This window comes from Micromonospora peucetia (assembly GCF_900091625.1).
GTDB lineage: Bacteria > Actinomycetota > Actinomycetes > Mycobacteriales > Micromonosporaceae > Micromonospora > Micromonospora peucetia.
The window spans coordinates 5,485,859-5,508,961 of record NZ_FMIC01000002.1 but is presented as its reverse complement, the minus strand read 5'-3'; the positions used below and the strand labels follow the sequence as shown (position 1 = coordinate 5,508,961).

Here is a 23,103-nt window from a genome sequence, read left to right as displayed (position 1 = left end):
GCGCTGTTGTATCGGTGGCGAGGTGAGGAGAGGTCGATGGCGCAGCGGTACCCCCCGGTCGAGCCGTACGCACACGGGATGCTCGACGTCGGCGACGGCCAGCTCGTGTACTGGGAGACCTGCGGTAACCCGGACGGCAAGCCCGCCGTGGTGCTGCACGGCGGGCCCGGCTCCGGCTGCACGCCCGGCTGGCGGAGCATGTTCGACCCGGCCCGCTACCGAATGGTCCTGTTCGACCAGCGGGGCTGCGGTCGCAGCACCCCGCATGCCGCCGACCCGGATGTGGACCTGTCCACCAACACCACCGACCATTTGATCACCGACATCGAACTGCTACGCGCACACCTCGGCGTGCAGCGTTGGCTGGTGCTCGGCGCCTCCTGGGGCTCCGCCCTCGGCCTGGCGTACGCGCAGCGGCACCCGCAGCGGGTCAGCGAGCTGGTGCTGTTCAGCGTCACCGCCGGCACCCGCCGGGAAACCGAGTGGATCACCCGGGACATGGGGCGGGTCTTTCCGGCCGAGTGGGCCCGGTTCCGTGACGGCGTGCCGTCGGCCGACCGTGACGGCGACCTGGCCGACGCGTACGCCCGGCTGCTGACCGACCCGGACCCGGCGGTACGCGACGAGGCGGCCCGGCAGTGGTGCGTGTGGGAGGACACCCACGTCGCCACCGCTCCCGGACACCGGCCCGACCCCCGCTACGACGACCCGGTGTTCCGGATGGTGTTCGCCCGGCTGGTCACCCACTACTGGCGGCACGGGTCCTTCCTGCCGGAGGGGCAGGTGCTGCGCGACGCGGGACGACTGGCCGGGATTCCCGGCGTGCTGCTGCACGGTCGCCTCGACATCAGCAGCCCGTCGGACATTCCATGGCAACTGGCGCAGGCGTGGCCCGACGCCCGCCTGGAGTTGCTGAACGCCGCCGGGCACGGCTCCGGCAACGGCATGGCCGAGCGGGTCGTGGCGGCACTGGACGACTTCGCCGACCGCCGCTGAGTGCGCGCCCGGCGGCGCCACCCCTCGGCCGGCCCCGGTGGCGATGCCCTGCCCCGGACGCCGGTTGCCCCAGCCCTCAGGTGGCCGGCGACCGGCGTGCCCGGTTCACGCGACGGCCTCCCTGCCGTCGCGCACGACAAACTCGCCGGCGCCGGTGGTGTCGAACCCGGCCTGGCGCAGGGTGAGGGAGACCGCGCCCCCGCCCAACACCTCCGACCCGGTGATCCGGTAGGTCGCCGGGGCGGCACCGTCGGCGAACAGGCGCTTGCCGTCGCCGACGACGACGGGAAACTGCAGCAGCCGGTAGGTGTCGACGAGCCCCGCGTCGTGCAGGGCTCGCGCCAACTGCCAGCTGCCGTGCACCTGGAGCTCGCCACCCGGCTGGCCCTTGAGCCGTCGCACCTGCTCGACGATGTCGCCGCCGCGCAGCACGGTGGTGTTCCCCCAGGCCGCGTCGGCGTCGGAGAGGGTGTTGCTGACGACGTACTTCGGCCAGGTGTTGAGGGCGGTGGCCACCAGGTTGTCGGGGTCGGTGACCTGCGTCCAGTAGCCGCGCATCATGTCGAAGGTGCGGCGTCCCAGCAGGAAGGCGTCGGCCTGCCGGAACCACCCGTCGACGGCGTCGAGCTGACCGTCTCCGCTGTGCGGCACGAGCCAGCCCCCGCGCGTGAAGCCGCTGCTGGTGTCCTCCTCGGCCCCGCCCGGGCCCTGCATGACCCCGTCGAGGCTAACGAAGGTGTGGACGCTGATCTCCATGACTGCCCCTCCCTGAAAGGTCCGCGCCATCGCGCAACCCACGAATGCGGTGTGGGTACCTCCAGAGGAGCACCGCACACCTGAAGCCTCCTACCGACAGATTATCTTGTCAAGACAAACACTCTCGTCGGCTAGTTCGCCAGGGTCGACGGATGCCCCGCGCGGGGGTCGCAGGCCATGCTGGCCGAGGGCAGGATCACCGCAGCCTTGTTCCTTCGCAGGCGCTCACCAGGGTCGACGCGGAGCTGAACAAGAGGGGCACCACCACGGCGCCGGGCGGCCGGCCGGACCACGGGGTCGGCCGGCTGGCAGCCGGCGTTCAATCCGTCGCGGTGGGCGCCGAGGCATCCGCGGCCGGCATCCGGTGAGCTGCCAGCGCGGCGCGCACCGGGGCGCTCTTCGCAGCCGCCTCGGCGACCTCGGCGTCGGGATCGCTGCCCCAGGTGATGCCCCCACCGGCCCACACGTGCACCCGGTCGGCGTCCACCGCCGCGGTGCGGATGGTCAGGCCCAGGTCGATGCGCCCCGGGGCGATCCAGCCGAGCGCGCCCATGCTGGCGCCCCGCCCGATCGGCTCCAGCGCGGCGATCCGGTCCAGGGCGGCGAGCTTCGGGGCGCCGGTGACCGAGCCACCGGGGCAGACCGCCCGCAGCAGGTCCGCCAGACCGAGCCCCTCGGCGACCGCCGCGGACACCGTCGACTCCGCCTGCCACAGGTCGCACCACCGGCGTACGGCGAACAGTTCGTCGACCCGCACGCTGCCGGTGCGGGCGACGCGGGCCAGGTCGTTGCGCTCCAGGTCGACGATCATCACGTGCTCGGCGCGTTCCTTGGCCGAGGCGAGCAACTCGGCGCGGCCGGCGACGGTGGCCGGCCGGGTGCCCTTGATCGGTCTGGTGATCAGCCGCCCGGCGGCCAGCTCCACCAGGGTTTCCGGGCTCGCGCAACCGATCGCCCAGCCCGCTCCGGTGAGGGTGCCGCCGTAGCGGGCACCGGGCAGCGCGGCCAGCCGGCCCAGGGCCGGCAGCGGGTCGCCGGCGTAGCGGGCGCGGGCATGGCCGACGACGTTGACCTGGTAGACGTCGCCGCGGCCGATCGCCGCGCGGACCGACGCCACGGCGTCGGCGTGCTGGCGGGGTGTCCAGCTCTCCGCCCAGTCACCGAGCCACCACGGCGCGCCGGGCGGTGCGGCCGGCTGCGGCGCGGCCGGGCCGTGGCCGTAGACGACCACGGCCACCTCCGGCAGCGCGGGGGCGGGGTTGGCCGCGCCGGCCGGCGCGCCGACCAGGGCCGCGCCGGCGGCGGCGGAGACGTAGAGGGCGGCCCCGCACACCCCGGCCGGGTCGTGGCCGGGGGCGGGGCGGGCCAGGTCGTGCAGCGGCAGGCCGTACGCGGCGAGGAACTCCTCGACCCGTACTGCCGGGTCCCCGCCGTCGGTGGGGCGCCACTCCCACCGGGCCCGCTCGACGCGGACGCGGCGGCAGCCGGCCGGCGCCCCCGGCGGGTCGACCCCTAGCCCTGGGAGCGCTTCCACACCGTCCGGCCCATTCGCCCTCATCCGTTCAGTGGATTTCCAATAAACCATGCGTATACCTGCTCGATGCAGGCCACTTTCGCTTGGTACTGTGCGTCACTGGTCATGTGAACCATGACACAGTGCCCCCACAGTCCGGAGATCCCGATGTGCCAGCACCAACCCACCTGCCCCTCCGCCGAAATGACCGACCGGGAAGCCGCCCGAGTCCTCGCCTGCTTCCCTGAACAGGGCTGGAGCCTGCTCTGCAACGGTGTCATCGTCTTCGAGGACACCGGCGAACTACTCCCCGACGGCAGCAGCATCGCCCCGCACCGCGGCCCGGCCCGACACGCCCTCGTCGCCTAACCTGTAACGCTCCGTAACGCACTTCTATCCGCGTCGATCCAGGCTAGTCCCCCGGTCGGGACACCCCCCGCCCAGGTCGGCGCACCCGCCGGGGCGGCACCACGACCCGCCCCGGCGTCACGCCACGTCAGCTCTCGAACGCCTCCGGCGCCGGGCAGGAACACACCAGGTTCCGGTCGCCGTACGCGCCGTCGACCCGCCGCACCGGCGGCCAGTACTTCCCGGCCCGATCCACCCCACCCGGGTACGCGCCCACCGACCGCGGGTACGGGTGCGCCCACTCGTCGGCCGACACCATCGCCGCCGTGTGCGGGGCGTTGGCGAGAGGGTTGTCGCCGGCCGGCCACTGCCCCGACCCCACCGCGTCGATCTCCGCCCGGATGGCGATCATCGCGTCGCAGAACCGGTCCAGCTCGGCCAGGTCCTCGCTCTCGGTGGGCTCCACCATCAGCGTCCCCGCCACCGGGAACGACATCGTCGGCGCGTGGAACCCGTAGTCGATCAACCGCTTCGCCACGTCGTCCACGCTCACCCCGGTCGCCTTCGCCAACGGCCGCAGGTCCAGGATGCACTCGTGCGCCACCAGGCCCTTGTTGCCCGCGTACAGCACCGGGAAGTGCCCACGCAGCCGCGCGGCCACGTAGTTCGCCGCCAGCACCGCCACCCCGGTGGCCCGGGCCAGCCCCGCCGCACCCATCATCCGCAGGTACGCCCACGGAATCGGCAGGATCCCCGCCGACCCGTACTTCGCCGCCGAGATCGCCGGCCGGCCATCGACGTGCACGCCCAGCGGATCGCCCGGCAGGAACGGCGCCAGATGCGCCCGCACCGCCACCGGACCCACCCCCGGCCCGCCACCGCCGTGCGGAATGCAGAACGTCTTGTGCAGGTTCAGATGCGACACGTCCGCCCCGAACTTCCCCGGCTTGGCGAACCCGACCAGCGCGTTGAGGTTCGCCCCGTCGACGTACACCTGACCGCCGGCGTCGTGGACCTTCGCGCACAGCGACGCGATGCCCGTCTCGTACACCCCGTGCGTCGACGGATACGTCACCATGATCGCCGCGAGGGCGTCCCGATGCTTGTCGATCTTCGCGTCGAGGTCCACCAGGTCGACGTTGCCCCCGTCGTCACAGCCCACCACGACGACCCGCATGCCGGCCATCACCGCGCTGGCCGCGTTGGTGCCGTGCGCCGACGACGGGATCAGGCACACGTCCCGGTGCCCCTCACCCCGGTCCCGGTGATAGGCGCGGATCGCCAGCAGACCCGCCAACTCACCCTGCGAACCGGCGTTGGGCTGCACGCTGACCGCGTCGTAGCCGGTCACCTCCGCCAGCCACCCCTCCAACTGGGCGATCATCTCCCGGTAGCCGGTGGTCTGCGCGTCCGGCGCGAACGGGTGCACGTGGGCGAACTCCGGCCAACTCACCGGCTCCATCTCGGTGGTGGCGTTGAGCTTCATCGTGCACGAACCGAGCGGAATCATTCCCCGGTCCAGGGCGTAGTCGAAGTCCGACAACCGCCGCAGGTAGCGCAGCATCGCCGTCTCCGAATGGTGGCTGCGGAACACCACGTGGGTGAGGAAATCCGACGTGCGGGCCAGCGCCGCCGGCAACGCGCCCCCGACCGGCGCGTCCCACCACGCCGGCGCCACACCCACCGGCCGCCCACCGGTCGTGGCCCCGAACGCGTCGAGCACCTTGCGCAGGTGGGCGGGGGTGGTCGTCTCGTCGCACGACACCCCCACATGGTCGGCGTCGACCAGCCGCAGGTTCACGCCCCGCGCGGCGGCCTCGGCGACGACCGCCTCGGCGCCACCGGCAACCCGCACCAGGACGGTGTCGAAGAACGCGTCGTGGACCACCTCGACGCCGTCCACACCCCGCAGCGCCGCCGCCAACCGGGCCGCCATGTCATGGGTACGGCGGGCGATCTCCCGCAGCCCGTCCGGACCGTGGTAGACGGCGTACATGCCGGCCATCACGGCGAGCAGCACCTGCGCGGTGCAGATGTTGCTGGTCGCCTTCTCCCGCCGGATGTGCTGCTCACGGGTCTGCAACGCCAGCCGGTACGCCGGGTTGCCGTCCGCGTCGCGCGACACCCCGACCAGCCGGCCGGGCAGCATCCGCTCCAACCCCGCCCGTACCGCCAGATAACCGGCGTGCGGCCCACCGAAGCCCATCGGTACGCCGAACCGCTGCGTGGTGCCGGCGGCGATGTCGGCGCCGACCTCCCCCGGCGCCCGCAGCAACGTCAGGGCCAGCAGGTCCGCCGCGACGGTCACCAGCGCCCCGACGGCGTGCGCCGCGGCGACCAGACCCGCCTGGTCGCGCACCGCCCCGGACGCCCCCGGGTACTGCAGGTGCAGACCGAAGAACTCCGCCGGCAACTCGTCGCGCTCGACGTCGACGATCCGCACGTCGATACCGAGCGGCTCGGCCCGGCTGGCGATCACCGCGATGGTCTGCGGCAGGGTGTCGGCGTCGACCACGTACACCGGACTCCGGCTCTTCGACGCCCGACGGGCCAGGGTCATCGCCTCGGCCGCCGCGGTGCCCTCGTCGAGCATCGACGCGTTCGCGGTGGCCAGCCCGGTCAGGTCGGTGACCATGGTCTGGAAGTTCAGCAACGCCTCCAGCCGGCCCTGGCTGATCTCCGGCTGGTACGGCGTGTACGCCGTATACCAGGCCGGATCCTCCAGCACGTTGCGGCGGATCACCGCCGGAGTGTGGGTGCCGTGGTAACCCAGACCGATCATCGACACCGCGACGGCGTTACGGGCCGCCAGGGCCCGCAGCTCGGCGAGGGCGTCGTGCTCGCTGGCCGGCTCCGGCAGATCCAGCGTGCCGTGCCAGCGGATCACCTCGGGGATCGCCGCATCCATCAGCTCGTCGATCGAGCCGTAACCGACGATCTCCAACATCCGGCGCTCGTCGTCCGGATCGGGACCGATGTGGCGGGCGGCGAACTGCTCTGTGGTCATGGGCGGCGCTCCCGTGGGGCGAGGTCGACAGGTCGGCCTCCCCCTCTGTCGCACCCGCGAGGCGCTCCACAGTGCCTGCCCACGAGGTCCTTTTGCCTGAGAGGTTCCGGGGAGGATTTGCCCCTTCGGCGCCGCCTGAGATGCTGCTGGGCGGTCTCTCCCACGTGGGTACTACCGGCATGGTCAACGCTACCAGCGCCGGGTCGCCCGCCGAAGGTCCTACCCCCCGACGCCGGGGCCGCTACCGGCCGACGCCCATCAGCCCCACCGGCACCTCACCCCCACCGACCGCCCGATCGGCCAGCGCCGGCAGCAGCCGGCCCAGCGGCGCGTCGACGGTCAACATCGCATACCCGTCGCCCCGGGTCGGCCCCTGGTTGACGATCACCACCGGAATACCCAGCTTCGCCGCGCGCAGCACGAACCGGCGACCCGACAGCACCGTCAACGACGACCCCAGCACCAGCAGCAGCCGCGCCCCCGCCACCAGGCCGAAACAGCGGGCCACCCGCTGCGCCGGCACCGTCTCGCCGAAGAACACCACGTCCGGCTTCAGCATGCCGCCACAGCAGAACGTGCAGTCGACCGTACGGAACCCGGCCACCTCGTCGTCGGCGAGATCCACGTCACCGTCCGGGTTGACCGCCGTGACCCGCGCGCCGAACGTCGGGTTCGCCTCCCGCAGCCGCCGGTCCAACTCCTCCCGCGACGTCCGGTTGCCGCAGCCCAGGCACACCACCTCGTCGAGACGCCCGTGCAACTCCACCACCTGAGGGCTGCCCGCAGCGGTGTGCAGCCCGTCCACGTTCTGCGTGATGATCCCGTCGACCAGCCCGCCACGTTGCAGCCGCGCCACCGCCCGGTGTCCCTCGTTCGGGGCCGACCGCGCGATCACCCGCCACCCCAGATGGCTACGCGCCCAGTAGCGCCGCCGCGCCTGCGCGTCCCGCGTGAACACCTGGTACGTCATCGGGGTGTGCCGCCGCGCCACGCCACTGGGCCCCCGGTAGTCCGGGATGCCCGATTCGGTGGACAGGCCCGCCCCGCTCAACACCACGACACCACCGCCGGCCACCAGGCGGGCCACCGCGTCGACCGTCTCCGTCACCCGTCCATGCTGCCTCAGGCCACCGCCCCACGGCGAACACCGCCCACCGGCGAACACCGACGGCTGCCGCCGACCGTCCGCACCGCACCGGCGCGGCAGCTAGGTTGGGCAGTATGCGCGTCGTCACCGCCGGAGGACACGGCAAGATCGCCCAGCTGACCCACCGCGAACTCGCCGGACGTGGCGACACCGCCGTCGGCCTGATCCGCAACCCCGACCACGCCGCCGCGCTGCGTGCCGCCGGCGCCCACCCCGTCGTGGCCGACCTCGAACACGTCGGCGTCGACGAACTCGCCGACCACCTCCACGGCGCCGACGCAGTCCTCTTCGCCGCCGGCGCCGGCCCCGGCAGCGGTGCCGCCCGCAAGGACACCGTCGACCGGGCCGCCGCCGTCCTGCTCGCCGACGCCGCCGAGCGCGCCGACGTCCGCCGCTACCTGCTGCTGTCGTCCGTGGGAGTCGAGGGCGAAGCACCCGCCGGCACCGACGAGGTGTTCGCCGCGTACCTGCGGGCGAAAAAAGCCGCCGAGGACGACCTGACCGGCCGCGACCTCGACTGGACGATCCTGCGCCCCGGCCGACTCACCGACGACCCGCCCACCGGGCGCATCACCCTCACCCGGCACGCCCCAGCGGGCGCCGCCGTCACCCGCACCGACGTCGCCCGGGTACTGGTCGCCCTGCTCTACCACCCGGGCACCGCCGGCCGGATCCTGGAACTCGTCGACGGCGACACCACCATCGCCGACGCCATCGCCGCCGTCGACCGGCGCTGACCCCGGCGCCGCTACCCGCCGAGCACGGCGCGCAGTTGCGCGCCGACCGCCCCGGCCGCCGCCGCGTCGGCCCGCAACTGCTCCGACTGCTCCGACAGATACACCTGCCACCGTTCCAGATGCTGTTGGGCCGTCGCCACCGCAGACACCAACGCCGCGTGCCGGTCCTCCAACTCCCGTACCTGCCGCGGCAACTCCCCGCCCCGCGCCCCCTGCGGGCCGACGCCCCCGGCCGCTGCCTGCGCCTCGGCGATGATCTCGTCGGCCTGCCGCCGCGCCTCGGCGATGATCTCCGCGCCCTCCACGCTGGCCTCACCGATCGTCCGGTTCGCCTCGTCCTGCGCCCGCACCGCCAACTCGATCATCATCGGGTCCGGGCCCTGCGGGGCAGTGCTGGGCAACGCGCCGTGACGCAACATCTCCACCTGCCGCGCCAGGCCCTCATTCTCCCGCCGCAGCCGATCCACCTCACCGTCCAGCAACGCCGCCCGCTCGCCAGCCGACCGGGCCAGGCCGGCGACCTCGTCGGCGGACAACCACCAGCCACCCCGGAACCGGCGCGCCTCCAACGCACCCACCGCCCGGCTCAACTCACCGTGCGCATCGGCGACCCGGTCACCGTGATCGATGCTCATCGGGCACCCGTCCAACTGAAGTCGTCCGGCGCGGCGACAGCCGCACCTGCCAGAGGGGGATAGAGGGAATGGTGGAAACTCTCCGCCAGGATCCGCTCCGGCGGCACCCCCGACACCGTCAGGATGGCAACCGTCGCCCTGGTCATCTCCGGACTGCCGCACACCAGCACATCGGTGTCCCGCCACGGACCCAACCGCACCGCCGTGTCACCGGCTGTGCCCACCGCCCCCTGCCACTGCCAGCCCGACTCCACCGTCGGGACGTACCGCAGCCACCCACCAGGCTGCCACGACTGCCCCGGCGCGGTCGAAACCAACTCCCGCAACGCCCAGTCGTCGTACAGGTCGTCCGGGGTCCTTCCCCCCACCACCAACGTCGTCGCCCGACCCGGCCCCCGCCGCAACGCCTCCACCACCGCCCGCAGCGGCGCCACCCCCGTGCCCCCCGCCACCAGCAGCAACGGCAAATCCGGCGACCGGTCGTACGACGACAACGCCGTGCCCACCGGCGAGCCCAGCAGCACCCGGTCACCCTCACGCAGCTTTCGGACCAGATGCGTGGAGAACCGACCCGCCGCCCGCACATGGAACTCGATCGTCCCGTCCGTGCGCGGCGCGTTCGCCGGCGACAGATACCGCCACGTCCGCAACTGCGGCACCTGCACCGGCAGCGACTGCCCCGGCAGGTACTCGCACAGATAGTTCGGACGGACCGTGAACACACACACGTCGGCCCGTCGCCGCCACACCGCCAGGACCTCCGCCTCCCAGTACGGCGGCGACGTCTGCTCCGCCTCCGCCGCACCGGTGAGCATCAACCGCGCCACCAACTCGTACGCCGCAGCCCACTCGTCCCGCAGCCCCGGCGTCCACCGTGGACCCAGGAACCGCTCCAACGTCGCCAGCAACGCCTGCCCGACCCAGACGTAGTGGCACTGCGCCAACGGCACCGGCCGGCCCTGCCCGTCCTCACCCTGGAACCGCCGATGATCGGCACCCAACCGCTGTGCGAACGCCGTCACCACCCGCTCGTCATCGACGTGGGTGACCATATGCCCCAACGCCGCCAGTAACTTGTCCTGCTGGTACTGCATGTTCGTCGGGAACATCGCGCGCGTCTCGGGCGCGATCAGAAACAACGTCGCATAGAAATACTTCGCCGCCTCTGCACCGGCGACCGAGAACTGGGCCCAGCTCTGGCGCAACGCCACGACATCCATGCCTCAGTAAGCCTCCCGCAGACGGGCCACATCGTGCCGCTGCCGCAGCGTCAACGGCGCAGCGCCCGCCGAACCGTACACACGATCGGTCTGCCACAGGTTGGGGTTCGGCACCCGGGTGTCGTAGTAGCGGTGATGCACCGCGTGCAACGCCGCCCACCCCACACTGCCGTTGAGCCACGACCAGTCACCGTGCACCGGCCGACCCGCCCGCTCCTCCTGCGCGCAGAACGTCATGAACAACTCCGACTCCGTGTGCGGATCCGACATCCGCACCCCCGCCAAACGGAACGAGTGCAACACCGCCTGGTTGATGACCAGAACCGCGTGCTCCCGCCACAGCGTGTCCTCCCGCGAGGTGTCCAACCCCAACCCCCGCGCCACCGGCAACAACTGGTCGTACCGGGCCCCGTCACCCATGTTCCGGGTGCCGATCTCGTCACTCAGGTAGTGCCCGTTGAACGGGGCACAGCTGTAGTCCACCCCACCCACCCGCAACCGCATGTTGCTGATCACCGGCAGGGCGTGCCAACGCAACCGCAACTCCTCGAACCACGGGTACGCCGGATGCGTCAGGGCCACCTCCCGTACGAGATCGCGGGGCACCTCCACCAGCGTCGGATCCTCGTACGCCGTCTCGACCACCCACGGCAGCAGATCGAACCGCCCCGGCGCCACCGGCGGATGCCATCCCAGACCCCGCGCCGCGTCCGTCATCGCCACCTGCGCCGGATCACCCCGCACCGACCCGTCGTCCGCCCGATGCCCGCAGTAGCGGATCAACTGGTCGTTCCAGATCCGCGCCCGCGGACCCACCCGCGGCCGGTCCGGCGCGAACACCGTCATCACCGACCGGATCTGCCCGCCGTTGTCCGCCAACGCCAGATGCCGCGCCAACTCCTGCGCGATCCCCGCCACCGTCGTCACATCACGGCGGTCCCGGACCTTCAACCCCGCCCACCGGACCCGTCCCACGCAGCGCGCCGACTGCCGCCACGCCACCTTCGCCCCGTAAACCAACTCCTCGCCGGTGTGCCGGTACGTACCGGTCACCGCGATCTCCTCCCGCACCTGCGCCACCCGCGCGGCCACACCCGACAGCCGCCGCTCCTCGTGGAACAGATGCAGGAACTCCACCGCCTCCACCGCCACGTCCCCGGCCGTCGGGGCCTGCGAGTCCGGGGAATACGAGTCCGAAGAGTGCGTCACCGGGCACCCAGACCCGCCCTCACCTGCGGCACGCACTGGGGCAACCGCCGCCGCAGCGGCATCCAGGTCCGTCTGCACAGTTGTTCAAATCCGATCGTCGAGAACTGGCGTCGTCCCGGCCAGCAGCCCCGCCCGTACACGACGAACGGCGACATCCGTGCGGAACACGGCGGAACACGGCGGAACACCGCACAGGATTCACATGATCGATAAGAATGTCAACAAGCTGACAGATCGGAAGGGGACACCCACACTCCGCTCGTACGGATCAACCCGCCCGACGCCGCGCCCGACGCGCCGCCAACTCGTCACCCACCGGATCCGCCACCACCGGCGGCTCAGCCGACATCGCCGGCTCCGACGGCAGGTGCGACAGGGAACCCTGGATCTCCTTGAACGCCCCACCGATCGCGATGCCGAACACGCCCTGGCCACCCTGCAACAGGTCGACCACCTCCTCCGGCGACCGGCACTCATACACGGTCGTACCGTCGGAGATCAACGTGATGCCCGCCAGATCCTCCACCCCACGGGACCGCAGCGCCTCGATCGCCTTGCGGATGTTCTGCAACGACACCCCGGCGTCCAGCAGGCGCTTCACCACCTTCAGGACCACCAGATCCCGGAACGAATACAACCGATGCGTGCCCGAACCCGACGCATCGCGCACACTCGGCAGCACCAGCGCGGTACGCGCCCAGTAGTCCAACTGGCGGTAGCTGATCCCCACCGCGTGGCAGGCCGTCACACCCCGATATCCGACGGCACCGTCACCCTCAGTCGCCCACCCCGACGGCGTCACACCCGGCTCGTCCAGCTCCGTACCCGGATCAGGATCTCGCGACTCGTGCATCCGGACAACCTCCCCGCCAGTGCGGTGACACGTCGTTTCCGGGACGCGCACCCCTCGACACGGCAACCCTATAGCCGCCTTCAGGAATTGCCCCGCAGGAACCGTCGCGACACGCCGCGCCACGACAAACGAAGATCACCCACAGCATCGGGACGGTCACCGCACGTGACATCCCGGAAAGGGCTGGAATCAGCCGGCGAAGTCCTCCGGACGCACCTGGTCGAGGAACTCGCGGAACTTCTCCACCTCGTCCTCCTGCTCGTCCGGGATCACGATCCCCGCCTCGCTGAGGACCTCCTCGGCACAACGAATCGGCGCACCGACCCGCAACGCCAACGCGATGGAATCACTCGGCCGGGCCGACACCCGCACCCCGTCACCCAGCAACAGATCCGCGTAGAAGACGTTCTCTTTCAACTCGATGATCTCCACCGCCTGCAACGGCGCCTTCAACGCCGCCAACACGTCCCGCAGAAGATCATGGGTCAGCGGCCGGGCCGGCTTGACCCCCTGCTGCTCATAAGCGATCGCCGTCGCCTCGACCGCACCGATCCAGATCGGCAGATAGCGGTCCCCCTCGACCTCCCTGAGCAGGACGATCGGCTGGTTGCTGGGCAGCTCCACCCGAACTCCGACCACGCTCAGCTCGCGCACCGCCGCCTCCGTGTCGTTGTCACCTACGCCGCACCGCGCCCTTCCCTGCACGGTACACGGACCGCGACACGGCCGTCCCATGCGCTACCCGCACCACGACCGCGCCAGAAAGGGGTTACCCCGGCAAGCCTACGACACGCTTCCCGGGGAAGATCCTTCCGCACGGCCCCCCGCCGGATCACCGACCCAACGTCGACCGCAACCCCACCCGCACCAACGCCGCGTGCAACTGCTGAGACAACGCCACCAACTCCCGCGCCGTCTCCGCCGCCCGCGCCCGCGCCGCCGGATCACTCTGCCGCGCCAACGGCGCCAGCAACTGCGCGAACAGACCGACCTCCCGATCCGCCGCCGTCCGGAAAGCACGCAGATGCCGCGGCTCCAACCCGTACGCCGCCAGACCCGCCACCGCCCGCGCGATGATCAACGCGTCGTCGTCATACCAACCCGGCGGATCCGACACCACCACACCGAGCCGCTCCAACTCGCCCAGCGTCGACTCGTCGATCCCGCTACGCGCCACCAGATCGAGCCGGCCGAGCCGCACCTGCGGCGACCCGACCGACTCCTCCGGCACCCGCCCCGGAACCTCACCGTCCGGGCCCACCGCCACCAACGTCGGCCGCTGCCGACCCGGCGACTCCCCGGACGCGTCCCACTGCGCCAACTGATCGCGGATCACCCGCAAAGGCAGATACTGGTCCCGCTGCGCGGACAGCACGAACCGCAACCGCGCCACATCGTCCCAGCTGTACTTCCGGTAACCCGCCGCCGTCCGCTGCGGCTCCACCAGACCCTCGGCCTCGAGAAACCGCAACTTCGAAATGGTCACGTCCGGAAAATCAACCCGCAGCTGACCCAGCACCTCACCGATACTCATCAACGGTTGGGCACGGGCCACCTCGGGCGGCATGGAGGCGGCAGGCTCGTTCACCCCCGGCCGGCCCCCTCCTCCGGGCGCGGACCGGCGATGAACACCACCCGGAACTTGCCGATCTGCACCTCGTCACCATTGCTCAACGTGGCCGCCTCGACCCGCTCCCGGTTCACGTACGTGCCGTTCAGGCTGCCCACATCCCGCACCGTGAACGTCCCACCGTCACGGTGGAACTCGGCATGCCGCCGCGACACCGTCACGTCGTCGAGGAAGATGTCACTGTCCGGATGACGGCCGCTGGTCGTCACATCGTGATCCAACAGGAACCGGGCACCCGCGTTCGGACCCCGGCGAACCACCAGCAACGCCATACCCGCCGGCAACGAACCGGACATCCGGCTCGGCACCACATCGGTGTCCGGCCCTTCCAGCACTTCGTCGAGCGAACCGAGATTGAGCGTCGAAGTGACGTCGAGTGGGGGGAACTCGTCGTCTGGGCGCGTCATGGGACCACCTCACGGATCTGTTCGGTCGGCGTCGGGTAATGGCGGGTCTGGCCGCCGGGCACTCCAACACCCGGCGGCTGGCTCCCCGTGCCCGGAAAGGCAATTCCGCAACGCTCAACTATTGGGTTCTCGGTCGACTGGGCGAGCCTAGCCAGCGCCGAAATGCAGGGCAACCGGACGCGCGGAACACCCGCCACGCCCGGAGGGGACGTACTCAGCTCTCGGTGAGCTCACGATACGCGTCCGCGGACAGCAGGCCGTCGACCGCCGCCGGATCGTCCAGCCGGATCTCCACCAACCAACCCGCACCGTACGGATCAGTGTTGATCATCTCAGGGGTGTCGCCGAGCGCCTCGTTGCGCGCCGCCACCGTACCGCCGAGCGGGGCGTAGATCTCCGACACACTCTTGGTCGACTCGATCTCACCCAACGACTCACCGGCCGCCACCACCGCACCGGAATCGGGCAGCTGGACGTACACGATGTCGCCCAGGGCGTCCTGCGCGAAGTGCGTGATGCCGACCCGGACAGTGCCGCCGCCGTCACCCGCCACCCACTCGTGCTCGGCGGTATACCGCAGATCCTCAGGAATCACCAGACGCGTCCTTCATCCATCGGCGCACCGGAAACCCGGTGCGAGCCGCGCCGGTCAGGAGACCGGACGGGCGTGTTCCAGCTTGATCGGCGCGTGCAGCGCCGAAACCTCGGCAGCCTCACGATCCTCAACGATCAACTTACCGCCGTCACCCGTCACCGACGCCACCACCCCGCCGGGAATGTTCAAGGCCGTACGCATCGTCGCCGGATCACCGATCACCGTGATCGTGAACGGGCCCGTCAACCGACGCCCGTCCACCACCAACGACCCGTTCTCCCCGTCCAGGAAGAACGTCGACGCGATGATCCGCACCGTCGCCCGGTCGCCACCGGAGATCTGCATCGCCTCCGCGCCCGCGCCCCGCAACTCCTGCACCGCGTCCAACACCCGCGACGCCGAGATCGGCTTCTCACCCGCCTCGAACCGCACCGACAACCCCGGCCCGGTCGCCGGCAACGTCCCCGCCAGGATGCCCAACTCGTCGGCCCGCCGCGTCGCCTCCTCCAACGCCGCCTGCCGCCCCTGCTGACCCGAACGCAACTGCCGCTGACTCTCCTCCAGCGTCGCGATGTCCTGCCGCAGCCGAACCTCCCGCGAGTTCAGGTCGTACAGGATCCGGACCAGGTCCTCCTGCCGCGTCGCACCCACCGTCGGATCCGTCGACGTCGACTTGAACTGCACCACCAGGGTGAAACCCAGCAACGCCAACAGCACCGCGATCATCACCCCGGCCGAACTCAGCCGACGCCACCGCGCCCCGCCGCCCCGGACCGACGTCGACCGGGCGGAAGCCTCATCGCCCCGGACCGACGCCGACGCGGCGGAAGCCTCACCGGCGGCACGGCTCAGATCCACCGTCGCGCCGTCGTCCGGCTCCTGCACGACCGGCTCCGCCGGTGGCACGGAACGCTCCGGCGCCAACGGGCTCAACTCGTCCGGATCCGGCGAGTCCGGCCGCGGATCGGGCTCGCCCGCCGGACCCGACGGCCGCCCAGGACCCGCCGGCTGCGGCCAACCCGTACCCGTCTCGGTGTGCTCGTCGCTGCTCATCGCCACCAACCTACGCCCGGAACAGGTGCCGACGGATCGCCGCCACGTTTCCGAAGATCCGCACTCCGAGCACGACCACCACGCCGGTGGAGAGCTGACCACCCACCCCCAACTGGTCACCCAGATACACGATCAGACCCGCCACCAACACGTTCGAGATGAACGACACCACGAACTGCTTGTCGTCGAAGATCCGGTCGAGCTTCGCCCGCACCCCGCCGAACACCGCGTCCAACGCGGCCACCACCGCGATCGGCAGGTACGGCTGCAACGCCGTGGGGACCGTGGGGTCGAGCCACACCCCGAGGACCACACCGGCGAGCAACGCCAGCACCGCGATCATCGACCACCTCCGGAGGGACTGGGAGACGTCCTCGAACCGGGCGGTCCAGGACTGACGGAACGATCAGCCCCCGACGGCGACGGCGTCGGGCTCACCGAGGGCTGCGCGTAGCGTAGCCGCGGGTCCGGAGCGGCCGGCAAGGTGAGGTCCTCGGCCCTGCGTACCCCGAACGACAGCCCGGTGTCCTCGGCCACCTTCCGCATCGTCAACGCGCTGCGACTGTCCTCGTACCGGTCCCGCATCGACCTCGGGCCGATCGCCGACACCTCGTACGGCCCGCTCACCGGCCGGTAGTCCACCAGAATCGCCTGCCCCGCCGACCGGATCGTCGACATCGCCGTCAACCGCTGACCGTTGATCGCGATCGCCTCCGCCCCCGCCGCCCACAGGTCGTTGGCCACACCCTGCAGATCGCTGTAGATCACCCGGGACGGACCCACGTCCGCGCCGGTCACCGCGTCCGGTTTCTGCGGCGCGTCCGCCAGGCGTACCACCACGCCGTCACCGCGCACCGGCCCCAGGCCGGTGCCCGCCTCCAGGGTGCGCAACCGCGCCGCCTCCGAACCACCCAGCGCCGCCTCCCGCTGCCGTGCCACCTCCGCCCGCAGCTCGTCGGCCCGCACCGACAACCGGTCGGTCTCGGTCTCCCGCTGCTTGATCTGCTCGACCAGGCCGGAACGGGCCTGGCTGCGCCCCGGCTCGGCCTCCAGCGTCTGCCGGTACGCCACCGCGAACAGGAAACCCAGGGTCACCGCCACGACCAGACTCACCGACCGCGCCGACCAGTGCCGCCATCCCGAAGGCGGAGCCTGCCGCTCCCGGCGCCGGGCCGCGGCGTCGGCGTACCCGGGATCCAACGGGTTGCGGAACAGTTCGGTGAGGAAGTCCGGGGCGTACACCCGGTCGGCGCGTCCCTGGCTGTCGCCCGGCGTGCCCGTCATGCCGACGCTCCCCCGGTCCGCACCGCCCTGACCAGGCGGCCGGCCTGCACGACGTAGAGCGCGCCGGCCACCCAGTAGAGCACCAGGCCCCACCAGGCCAGGCCCCAGCCGATCGCCCCGGCCACCGCCGCGGCGCCCGGCACCGCGGCGGCGAGCAGCAGGACCGGGAAGGCGGCCAGCAACAGGAACGTGGCGGTCTTCCCGACGTAGTGCACCGGCGGCGGCCCGTACCCGTGCCGACGCAGCACCCCCAGCGAACCGAGCAGGAGCAGCTCCCGGGCCAGCAGGGCCGCAGTGAACTGCCAGGGCACCACGTCGCGGGCGGTGAACCCGAGCAGGGTGGCGAGGATGTAGAGCCGGTCGGCGAGCGGGTCGAGCAGCTCCCCCAGCCGGCTGACCTGATGCATCCGACGCGCGATCCAACCGTCCACCCAGTCCGTGGTGCCGCCGATGGCCAGCACCACGAGCGCGGCCACGTCGGCGCGCGCGACGAGCAGCAGGTAGAGGAAGAGCGGTACGCCGAGCAGCCGGACGAAGCTGATGGCGTTCGGCAGCGTGAGGATCCGGTCACCCACGGGCGACCCGCTCGTGCCGGCGGTGGCCCCCGGGCGATCTTCCCGAGCCGGCGGACGCGACACCGAACCTCCTCCGCGGCACGCTCAGCCGCCCCGGCCGAGGACGGGCGGCGCGGAGAACGTGGGCGCTGTCGGGCCGGCTGACGCCGGCACCCCTGTGGCCCCCGGACGGGACCCTCCCCTGACACGGCCCGCGATCGTCGCGATCACGGGCCGGCTGATTGCGCTGCCACTATATCGGGCTGCCCAGGTCTACTCCGGGCTCAGCCGGCCGGGTGCGTGGTGACCGTTGCCGTGGTGTGTGACGGGTCACCACGCGTAGGGCATCCTAGGACACTAGTGGAGCGGTTGCCGGCTATGCGCGCGGCGGGAAGCCCTGTCAGGCGGTGCGGACCGAGGAGTCGGCCGGAGTATCGAGCGGCGCGGCGGTGGCCGCCTGCTCGAAGGCCAGCAGCGCCAGCAGCAGCTCGTGCTGCGCCCGGCCGGGCATCCGGTCCAGCACGGCCTGCACCGCCCGGTGACGACGCTCCTGCAACTCGCGCAGCAACCTCTCAGCGGCTGCCGTCAGCATCAGCCGCACCTCCCGCCGGTCACGGGGATCGGGCACCCGACGCAGCAGCCCGATGGCCTCCAACCGGTCGCAGAGCCGGCTCGCCGAGGACGGTACGACGTCCAGCAGCTCGGCCAGGCCGTTGACGTTGGTCTCCGGCCGGCCACTGATCAGCGACAGCACGCGCAGTTGGGTCGGCGAGACGGCCATCTGGTGCCGGGACACCGCCGAATCGAGCACACCGACAAGCGCCTCGGCGGCGGCGTCGATCGCCGTGGCGAGATTCGGAGGTCGCTCCACCCGGTGTCCCCTGCGATCGTCCCGCTCTTGTCCTGCCGTCGCGGCGACGGCTCTCACCCGTCGTCCCGCCCGGCGGAACCACGCCAGTCCAGGCAGACGACGACCGCGTCGTCGCGCAGGTCGGCATCCGCATGCCAGGCGTGCAGTTCGCGCATCACCGTACCAACTGCCTCCGCCGGCGGTTGCAGGCGCGTGGATCGCATCGCCCGCGCCATCGCCCGTTCGCCGTACGCCCCACGGTCACCGGGGTCGGCGGCCCACACCCCGTCGCTGACCACGAAGAGGCGGTCCCCCGGTTCCAGGTCGAACTCCTGGACGTCGTAGCGGGCCTCCGCGAACATGCCCAGCGGCAGCTGCTGCTCGAGGTCGATGGGCGTCACCGTGCCGCCGCGCAGCCGCAGCAGGTGCGGGGAGCCGGCGTCCACCGCCCGCACCCGGCCGGTGACGGTGTCCAGTTCGAGCAGCAGCGTGGCCACGTACCGACGGCCGCGGTGCTGGTAGAAGACCGTGTCGGAGGCCAGCTCGGCCTGTTCGACGAGACTGCCACCGGAACGCCGGGCGTTGCGCAGCGCGTTCACGGTGACGGCGGTCAGCAGCGCCGCCGTCAGCCCGATGCCGGCGCCGTTGAGCACCGTCACGGCGAGCCGGTTGTCGTCCACGGACCAGTCGAAGTGATCCCCACCCACCGTGTACGCGGGCTCCAGCTGGCCGGCGAGCTCGAACGCGGTGTGGCTGACGCCGCGCCCCGGCAGCAGCTCCCACTGCATCTCCGCGGCCATGCTGAGCCGTTCCCGCCGGCGGAGACGGCGGTACCGGTCGGTCTCCCGGTCCGCCGCGCGCAGCACGACGGCCAGTTCGCCGGCGATGTCCGTGGCCCGCTCGACGGTGCCCGGGTCGGGCGGGTCGGGCAGCTCGACGAGGAGCACACCCAGCCGCTCCCCCCACACCGACAGTGGCAGGTAGAGCCGGCACCGGCCCTCGTCGTCGGTGTCGGTCACCGGCTGTTGGCTGCTGAAGCAGCGCTGTGCCATGTTGTGGCAGGCGAGCGAGCCGCCGCCGGCGAGGTTTGCGTCCAGCACCGGCCAGAGCCCGCTGATCCGGTAGTCGGCGATGAACACGTCCGTCCGCGAGGCGCCCAGAACGGACCGGATGGCCCGGTCCGCCGCCTCCACCACCTGGTCGGGCGGGGCCGCACGAAGCACACGCGAGACCTGGCCCGGTGCCTCCAACATGATCATCCTCCGGATGCTTGCCGTAGGGCAAGCATCATACGGAGGCCCCTTCCCCGCCCACCGGGCGGGCGGGGGTGCGGCCCGGAGGCGCCAGGCCACGTCTCACGCCGGTGCCTGCGCGGGTGCACGGCGCACCGCGCCGCCCCTGCCCGCGCGCCCGGTGGCTGGGCGCGAAGCCGTCGGCAAAGGGGTTGGGCCGGTGCCGCCAAGGGTGCCCCGGAAGCTCGGGGCGGGCGCTGCGGTGGGCGGGCGCTCAGCCCGCCGAGCGGACGGCGACCCCGCCGTGGAAGGCGTCCGGCACCTGCGCCGGTGGGCCGTCCGGACGCCACCGCGTGATCGGGACGATGCCGTCGTCGGTGGGCGTCCAGCGGCCCAGCAGCGGCAGGAACGCAGTCGGCGGGCGCATCCGGAACGCCGGACCCATCATCGCGAGGGCCTCCGGGAAACCGGCCAGCTCCTCGGTGTCGAAGTCGACCGCGAGTAGGCTGCCCGGCGCGGTCGCCTGGTAGAGCTCGTCGAGGGTGCGGGCCAGCGTCACGTCGTCCAGGAACGCCGCCAGACCCAGGAAGACCACGCCGACCGGCCTTCTCCCCCACCCCGGCACGAACCGGTGCAGCTGGGCGCGATCGACCGTACCCATGTCGGTGGCATCGCCGTAGCCGTAGCCGGCCCGGTCGCTGCCGGTCAGCAGGCGCTGGCCGAGGCGGATGGTGACCGGGTCGACGTCGGTGTAGAGCACGGTGGCCTCCGGGGCGGCCTCGTGCACATTGCCCATGGTGGGCACCCCGGCACCGAAGACGAGGAAACTCTCCATCCCCTGCGCGGCCATCGCCCGCACCGCCCGGCCGAGAAAGGCGCGCAGCTCGCGGAAGACCGGCGGGCACGGCCCGTACGCCTGCTCGAAGGCGCTGGCAGCCGCCACGTCGACCGGGAAGTGGTGCTCCCCACCGAGCCAGAAATCGATCATTCGCGCGGTGCTCGGCTGGTCCGGCTCAACCATCGACGACGCTCCCTCCCCGGTGGCCGTGGACAGCGTACCCACCGGTCGGCCTGCGCGGTATCGGCCCGCCGATAGGCGGCCGGCCGCGATACTGGCCGGGAACCGGCGGGAGGTGGGCGGTGAACTCGGCGAACGGCGCGGCGGTGGTCGTCGGCGTTGACGGCTCGGAAGCGGCGCTGCGTGCCGTGCGGCTCGCCGCCGTCGAGGCGGCCCGGCGTCACCGGCCGCTGCGGATCGTGCACGGCTTCATCTGGCCCCTGCTGCGGGTGCCGGTGGACGCGCCCGCCGGCAGCCCACCCGGCGCGGGCCTGCGGCACCAGGCGGAACAGACCGTCGCCGCCGCGACTGAAGAGGCCGACGCGACTGTGCCCGGGTTGCGGGTCTCCGGCGAGATCATCGACGGCGAGGCCGCCGCGGTGCTGCTCGGCGAGTCGCCGGCCGCCGCGATGATCGTGCTCGGCGACCGGGGGCTCGGCGGGTTCTCCGCCCTGGTCGTCGGCTCCGTCGCGGTGCAGGTCGCCGCGTACGCCGACTGTCCGGTGCTGGTCGCCCGTGGCACCGACCACCCCGACGGGCCGGTGATCGTCGGGGTGGATGGCTCCGAGACGGCCCGCCTGGCCGCGGAGTTCGCCATCGAGGAGGCCTCGGTGCGCGGCGCACCGCTGGTCGCGCTGCACGCCTACCGACATCCGACCTCCACCGGCCCCGGCGACATGCGCCCCCTGGTGTACGACGAGACCGAACTGCGCTCCGAGGAGGAGCGGGTGGTCGCCGAGTCGATGGCCGGGCTGACCGAGCGGTGGCCGGACGTGGCGGTCAGCCGGGAGACCACACGAGGTCGCCCCCGCACCGTGCTCGCCGAGGCGTCCCGGCGGGCCCAGCTGCTGGTGGTCGGCCGGCAGGGCCGCGGCGAGCTGACCGGCCTGCTGCTGGGCTCGGTGAGCCAGTCGCTGCTGCACCACGCCGACTGCCCCGTCGCGGTGATCCACGCGCCGCGCTGAACCGGTCACGGGGTTGGCCCCGGCGCAGGCGGGTAGACGAGCCCGGCACGCCAACGGCGACGACCGGAGGAGGCAGTGATGCCAGGACCACGGCCGGGCAGCAACGCGTACGACAAGCAGCGGGCACGCATCCGGGACGTGATCGACGATTCGGGACGACGGGTGCCGGACGACAAGGCCAACGACGTGGCCAACCGGATCCTGCAGTCCGATCGCGGGCAGCGGGGCGTCGTGCGCGGCGAGCGCGGCTACGGCCCCAAGGGCGAGCGCGAACCGGGCGACCCGAAGTGAGGGCGACGGGCCTGGCCGACGGAGCCATCGCCGGCGCGGTCGGCAGCGTCGCCCTGAACATGGTCAGCTACCTGGACATGGTGGTGCGCGCGCGGCCGGCCAGCAGCACCCCGGAGAAGACCGCCGGACGACTGGCCGGGGTGGCGCACGTTGACCTGGGGCCCGAGGACCGGGCGGCGAACCGCCGCTCGGGCCTCGGGCCCCTGCTCGGCTATGGCATCGGCGTCGCGGCGGGACTCGGGTACGCCCTGCTCGCCCGGGGCCGGCGGATGCCGCTGCCGCTGGCCGCGGGGGTGCTCGGCGGCGGTGTGATGACGATGTCCGACGGGTCGATGACCCTGCTCGGGGTGACCGACCCACGCTCCTGGCGCCGGTCGGACTGGTTGGCCGACATCGTGCCGCACCTCGCGTACGGCGTGGCGGCCGCAGCCACCTGGAACCGGCTGCGGCCACCCGCCTCGGGTCGGGGTGGTTAGCGGCGCATGCTCTCGTCCTCGGCGACGGGCTCGGTGGCCGGGCCGTACGGGGACACCTGCCCCCGGGGCACCGGCCGCCCCTGGTCGCCCCGCGACGAGCCACGGCTACGCACCTGTCCGCCGGGGTTGGGGCCCTTGCTGTCCTGGCTGGTGGCGCCCTTGTCGTTGCGGCGCAACTCCTCCTGCTGCGGGTTCACCACGGGTCTCTCCTTTCGGGGTTCGACCGTGTCCGACGTCGGTTACCCGCCCGCCCCGACGGCATACCCGGTGAGCCGGACGGCCACAGGG

The 23,103-nt window shown here is 72.1% G+C and carries 26 protein-coding genes and 1 riboswitch; of the genes, 6 read left to right on the top strand and 20 right to left on the bottom strand.

Going from position 1 to position 23,103, the window contains the following annotated elements; genetic code table 11:
- Positions 1–36: 36 nt before the first annotated feature.
- Positions 37–996: a prolyl aminopeptidase gene (pip, locus tag GA0070608_RS24885; protein ID WP_091630894.1), complete on the top strand. Its 960-nt coding sequence runs from the start codon at positions 37–39 to the stop codon at positions 994–996.
- A gap of 105 nt (positions 997–1,101) precedes the next feature.
- Here the strand turns inward: pip and GA0070608_RS24880 are convergent, their stop codons facing one another.
- Positions 1,102–1,752 (bottom strand): dihydrofolate reductase family protein, encoded by a 651-nt coding sequence (locus tag GA0070608_RS24880; protein WP_091630893.1) that lies wholly within the window; start codon positions 1,750–1,752, stop codon positions 1,102–1,104.
- Between the two features lie 319 nt (positions 1,753–2,071).
- On the bottom strand, positions 2,072–3,310 hold the full coding sequence (locus GA0070608_RS24875) for a chorismate-binding protein (protein ID WP_425413242.1): 1,239 nt from the start codon (positions 3,308–3,310) through the stop codon (positions 2,072–2,074).
- Positions 3,311–3,433: 123 nt separating this feature from the next.
- Here GA0070608_RS24875 and GA0070608_RS24870 point away from each other — a divergent pair, with 123 nt between their 5' ends.
- The gene (locus GA0070608_RS24870) at positions 3,434–3,634 is read left to right on the top strand and encodes a DUF5999 family protein (protein WP_091630891.1); all 201 of its coding nucleotides are present in this window, start codon (positions 3,434–3,436) and stop codon (positions 3,632–3,634) included.
- A gap of 127 nt (positions 3,635–3,761) precedes the next feature.
- On the opposite strand, the gene gcvP is transcribed toward GA0070608_RS24870, so the two are convergent.
- On the bottom strand, positions 3,762–6,620 hold the full coding sequence (gcvP, locus tag GA0070608_RS24865) for an aminomethyl-transferring glycine dehydrogenase (RefSeq protein WP_091630890.1): 2,859 nt from the start codon (positions 6,618–6,620) through the stop codon (positions 3,762–3,764).
- A gap of 74 nt (positions 6,621–6,694) precedes the next feature.
- Positions 6,695–6,793: riboswitch (glycine riboswitch) on the bottom strand.
- A 68-nt stretch (positions 6,794–6,861) separates the two neighbouring features.
- A complete protein-coding gene (locus GA0070608_RS24860; RefSeq protein WP_091630889.1) occupies positions 6,862–7,728 on the bottom strand; it encodes a Sir2 family NAD-dependent protein deacetylase in 867 nt (288 codons plus the stop codon).
- A 113-nt stretch (positions 7,729–7,841) separates the two neighbouring features.
- On the opposite strand from GA0070608_RS24860, the gene GA0070608_RS24855 reads away from it, so the two are divergent.
- Positions 7,842–8,504, top strand: a complete 663-nt coding sequence (locus tag GA0070608_RS24855; RefSeq protein WP_091630888.1) for an NAD(P)H-binding protein — start codon at positions 7,842–7,844, stop codon at positions 8,502–8,504.
- An 11-nt stretch (positions 8,505–8,515) separates the two neighbouring features.
- On the opposite strand, the gene GA0070608_RS24850 is transcribed toward GA0070608_RS24855, so the two are convergent.
- From GA0070608_RS24850 to GA0070608_RS24780, 15 genes are all read right to left on the bottom strand, one after another.
- Positions 8,516–9,139 carry a hypothetical protein gene (locus tag GA0070608_RS24850; RefSeq protein ID WP_091630887.1) on the bottom strand — a complete coding sequence of 208 codons (624 nt, stop codon included), beginning with the start codon at positions 9,137–9,139 and terminating at the stop codon, positions 8,516–8,518.
- A complete protein-coding gene (locus tag GA0070608_RS24845; RefSeq protein ID WP_091630886.1) occupies positions 9,136–10,359 on the bottom strand; it encodes a globin domain-containing protein in 1,224 nt (407 codons plus the stop codon). The genes GA0070608_RS24850 and GA0070608_RS24845 overlap by 4 nt, the downstream gene beginning before the upstream one ends.
- Before the next feature lie 3 nt (positions 10,360–10,362).
- A complete protein-coding gene (locus tag GA0070608_RS24840; protein ID WP_091630885.1) occupies positions 10,363–11,568 on the bottom strand; it encodes a nitric oxide synthase oxygenase in 1,206 nt (401 codons plus the stop codon).
- Between the two features lie 268 nt (positions 11,569–11,836).
- Positions 11,837–12,421 carry a MerR family transcriptional regulator gene (locus GA0070608_RS24835; RefSeq protein ID WP_245715931.1) on the bottom strand — a complete coding sequence of 195 codons (585 nt, stop codon included), beginning with the start codon at positions 12,419–12,421 and terminating at the stop codon, positions 11,837–11,839.
- Between the two features lie 189 nt (positions 12,422–12,610).
- Entirely contained in the window at positions 12,611–13,075 is a 465-nt protein-coding gene (locus tag GA0070608_RS24830) for a bifunctional nuclease family protein (RefSeq protein ID WP_091630884.1), read from the bottom strand.
- A gap of 178 nt (positions 13,076–13,253) precedes the next feature.
- Positions 13,254–13,955 carry a transcriptional regulator FtsR gene (gene ftsR / locus GA0070608_RS24825; RefSeq protein WP_176733829.1) on the bottom strand — a complete coding sequence of 234 codons (702 nt, stop codon included), beginning with the start codon at positions 13,953–13,955 and terminating at the stop codon, positions 13,254–13,256.
- A gap of 50 nt (positions 13,956–14,005) precedes the next feature.
- Positions 14,006–14,458, bottom strand: a complete 453-nt coding sequence (odhI, locus tag GA0070608_RS24820; RefSeq protein WP_091630882.1) for an oxoglutarate dehydrogenase inhibitor Odhl — start codon at positions 14,456–14,458, stop codon at positions 14,006–14,008.
- A 214-nt stretch (positions 14,459–14,672) separates the two neighbouring features.
- Complete coding sequence (gcvH, locus tag GA0070608_RS24815) at positions 14,673–15,053, bottom strand: glycine cleavage system protein GcvH (RefSeq protein ID WP_091630881.1); 381 nt, start codon at positions 15,051–15,053, stop codon at positions 14,673–14,675.
- Between the two features lie 54 nt (positions 15,054–15,107).
- A complete protein-coding gene (locus GA0070608_RS24810) occupies positions 15,108–16,106 on the bottom strand; it encodes a DUF881 domain-containing protein (protein WP_091630880.1) in 999 nt (332 codons plus the stop codon).
- Positions 16,107–16,116: 10 nt separating this feature from the next.
- Complete coding sequence (locus GA0070608_RS24805; RefSeq protein ID WP_089000302.1) at positions 16,117–16,449, bottom strand: small basic family protein; 333 nt, start codon at positions 16,447–16,449, stop codon at positions 16,117–16,119.
- Positions 16,446–17,390, bottom strand: a complete 945-nt coding sequence (locus GA0070608_RS24800; protein WP_091630879.1) for a DUF881 domain-containing protein — start codon at positions 17,388–17,390, stop codon at positions 16,446–16,448. The genes GA0070608_RS24805 and GA0070608_RS24800 overlap by 4 nt, the downstream gene beginning before the upstream one ends.
- Positions 17,387–18,028, bottom strand: a complete 642-nt coding sequence (clsA, locus tag GA0070608_RS24795) for a cardiolipin synthase ClsA (RefSeq protein WP_091630878.1) — start codon at positions 18,026–18,028, stop codon at positions 17,387–17,389. The genes GA0070608_RS24800 and clsA overlap by 4 nt, the downstream gene beginning before the upstream one ends.
- 316 nt (positions 18,029–18,344) lie before the next feature.
- Complete coding sequence (locus GA0070608_RS24790) at positions 18,345–18,815, bottom strand: MarR family transcriptional regulator (protein ID WP_091630877.1); 471 nt, start codon at positions 18,813–18,815, stop codon at positions 18,345–18,347.
- A 53-nt stretch (positions 18,816–18,868) separates the two neighbouring features.
- Positions 18,869–20,047, bottom strand: a complete 1,179-nt coding sequence (locus GA0070608_RS24785; protein WP_091636094.1) for a PP2C family protein-serine/threonine phosphatase — start codon at positions 20,045–20,047, stop codon at positions 18,869–18,871.
- 253 nt (positions 20,048–20,300) lie between these two features.
- A complete protein-coding gene (locus GA0070608_RS24780; RefSeq protein ID WP_091636090.1) occupies positions 20,301–21,047 on the bottom strand; it encodes an SAM-dependent methyltransferase in 747 nt (248 codons plus the stop codon).
- 119 nt (positions 21,048–21,166) lie between these two features.
- On the opposite strand from GA0070608_RS24780, the gene GA0070608_RS24775 reads away from it, so the two are divergent.
- From GA0070608_RS24775 to GA0070608_RS24765, 3 genes are all read left to right on the top strand, one after another.
- On the top strand, positions 21,167–22,048 hold the full coding sequence (locus GA0070608_RS24775; RefSeq protein WP_091630876.1) for a universal stress protein: 882 nt from the start codon (positions 21,167–21,169) through the stop codon (positions 22,046–22,048).
- Between the two features lie 78 nt (positions 22,049–22,126).
- A complete protein-coding gene (locus GA0070608_RS24770; RefSeq protein ID WP_091630875.1) occupies positions 22,127–22,339 on the top strand; it encodes a phosphatidylethanolamine-binding protein in 213 nt (70 codons plus the stop codon).
- On the top strand, positions 22,336–22,815 hold the full coding sequence (locus GA0070608_RS24765) for a hypothetical protein (RefSeq protein ID WP_091630874.1): 480 nt from the start codon (positions 22,336–22,338) through the stop codon (positions 22,813–22,815). The genes GA0070608_RS24770 and GA0070608_RS24765 overlap by 4 nt, the downstream gene beginning before the upstream one ends.
- Here the strand turns inward: GA0070608_RS24765 and GA0070608_RS24760 are convergent.
- Positions 22,812–23,015 carry a hypothetical protein gene (locus GA0070608_RS24760; RefSeq protein ID WP_091630873.1) on the bottom strand — a complete coding sequence of 68 codons (204 nt, stop codon included), beginning with the start codon at positions 23,013–23,015 and terminating at the stop codon, positions 22,812–22,814. The two genes, GA0070608_RS24765 and GA0070608_RS24760, sit on opposite strands and share 4 nt — an antisense overlap.
- Between the last annotated feature and the right edge of the window lie 88 nt (positions 23,016–23,103).